This window comes from Armatimonas sp., assembly GCF_031410135.1.
Taxonomy (GTDB): Bacteria; Armatimonadota; Armatimonadia; order Armatimonadales; family Armatimonadaceae; genus Armatimonas.
In genome coordinates this window covers 1-1,919 of record NZ_JANNYP010000118.1, presented here as the reverse complement: position 1 = coordinate 1,919, position 1,919 = coordinate 1, and the positions used below count along the sequence as shown (strand labels likewise).

General features: G+C 60.2%; 3 protein-coding genes. 2 read left to right on the top strand and 1 reads right to left on the bottom strand.

What is annotated here, in order from left to right; translation table 11 throughout:
* Positions 1-210 (top strand): hypothetical protein (locus tag RMO15_RS04375; RefSeq protein WP_309708314.1); only part of this gene is annotated, 210 nt, incomplete at its 5' end.
* A gap of 351 nt (positions 211-561) precedes the next feature.
* On the top strand, positions 562-1,245 hold the full coding sequence (locus RMO15_RS04370) for a hypothetical protein (RefSeq protein ID WP_309708312.1): 684 nt from the start codon (positions 562-564) through the stop codon (positions 1,243-1,245).
* A gap of 134 nt (positions 1,246-1,379) precedes the next feature.
* Here the strand turns inward: RMO15_RS04370 and RMO15_RS04365 are convergent, their stop codons facing one another.
* Complete coding sequence (locus RMO15_RS04365) at positions 1,380-1,709, bottom strand: hypothetical protein (protein ID WP_309708310.1); 330 nt, start codon at positions 1,707-1,709, stop codon at positions 1,380-1,382.
* Positions 1,710-1,919 lie beyond the last annotated feature (210 nt).

Here is a 1,919-nt window from a genome sequence, read left to right as displayed (position 1 = left end):
AGCTCCATTAACGTGACGATTCCTGCCGTGGCGCAGCTGACGTTCAACAAGACCAGCTTCACGCTTGCGGCGGGTGCGAGCACAACCGTAAACGTTGGGTTCGACTGCTCCGAGGTGCCTCCGTTCAGCCGAACGATCACACTGACCACAACCGTGGGAGCAACAACGGTCACGAGGACGGTGGCGGTACAGCTACAAACCACTTCCTGAATACCGGAGGGGGCACGGTCATTTAGTTTTACCTCCCGGCCTCGCACCACTCGACCACCCTCCGGCTCCGCGAAGGGTTTTATGTGCTTAACTACCCCCTTCGCAGGGAGGAACGACCGAAAGCCGGAGGGGGAAAGCCGTCTCAGCGGCAGGGGGAGGTGGAAATTGGGGATACCCCGTAGCAGGATCACAATAGGCAGAAGGCTTGCCTCATTCATAAGAAGGCTTGTGAAGAAAGCTAAAAGCCTTGTTTGAGTCGCAAAAAGGCGTGTGTCACTGGCAAGAGGTCTTGTTTGAGTCGCAAAAAGGCGTGGTATACTTTCTTTGTCTTCTGCAACGAAAGGAACCGCTATGGCAAAGCCAAAGCTTATCAATAACCTGCCGATCTTAAACAAGACCATCGCCCACTGGGGCAAGGTCGAGACCACACTCGGGGAGGCACTCACCCTCCCCGACAGCACCACGCGCGACGGTGCAACCGACCTGGCGACCAACATTCAAGACGCCGAGACCGCGCTGATTGCCACGCGCAACGCTCTCTCCACCGCACAGGGAGTGCGCGATAGCACCCGGAAAGCCGCGCACACGGCGGGCAAGCAGGCCCGTAAGTCGCTCCGGGGGCTGGCGAAGAATACCCCCGAGGTGCTCGGCCTTCCCGAGCTGCCCAGTGTCACCACCGCCCCCGCCACGCTACTTGCTCTCTACGACGACATCGCCAATATCTGGGAGCGGGTCAACGGGCTCCCTCAGGCCAGTGTCCCCGCCGCGAAGCTTCCCCTGCGCATCCCTCTCATGGAAGACAACGCCCTTGTGCAGCTCACGCAGGCGGAGTTTGTTGCCCGCATCGAAGCCCTCCGTAGCGCTGCCCAGACCCTCGCGGAGCTTGAGCTGAGTGTCTCGACGGGAATCGGCACCCGCGATGGGCTCCACAAGCAGGCCGCGACGATCACCAAAGACTACGGTGCTGCCGTGCGCGGCCTGCTTCCTACCGGTCACCCGCTCCTCAAAACCATCCCGACACTCTCGGCGGGCTAGGGAAGCTCTTCGGGGAACCTCTCCCCAACCCCCGGGTACCCTTTGGGTGCAGGCACTCGTCCCAGTGAGGTACGAACGACCGGGAGAGGAGGGTTGGGGAGGAGAGGTTGGCGCGGGGCTTTTTCTGTCTAGGGTCAGCGGGAGTAGACACCCGTGGGCGACCAGCTCGCGCTGGGGCCACCGGAGAGCCCGACGGGAACGGGGTAGATGGCGATGCTCTCGCCGTTGATCGTCATGAACATCTGCCCCGCCGCCGCTTCCACGCCCTGCTGCACAAACGGCAGGGGCGCACCAAAGGGCCGCTCGACCAGCTCTAGCACACCCAGCTCGCTGAGGCGCGTCTCGATCTCAAAGCCCGCAATCGTGACACGGCAGCCGACACTGCCCGGCAGGTTGGTGGAGATGGCTGCATCGTGATTTCCTACCAGAGCTAGAAAACAGTCTTCATGGAGATGCTTCACCACCGAGCATGAAAATCTGGGTTTGACAAGGTAGGATATCTAGGACGGACTGACACAGAGGTCGTTTTTTCTTTGGTGATGCGATTCCGACCAACAGTCAGACCGGGGCACTTTTAAGCACCACCGATTGTCACATAGGCGTTTTATCCGGGGCGGGCTTAGAGCACGCTCTACGCCTCAAGGACGCAAACCAGATTTTTTTAACACAGGTGC

What these genes read in the sequence shown, in the direction of transcription:
- RMO15_RS04370 (WP_309708312.1), top strand. Translation starts at nt 562, where the DNA reads ATGGCAAAGCCAAAGCTTATCAATAACCTGCCGATCTTAAACAAGACC.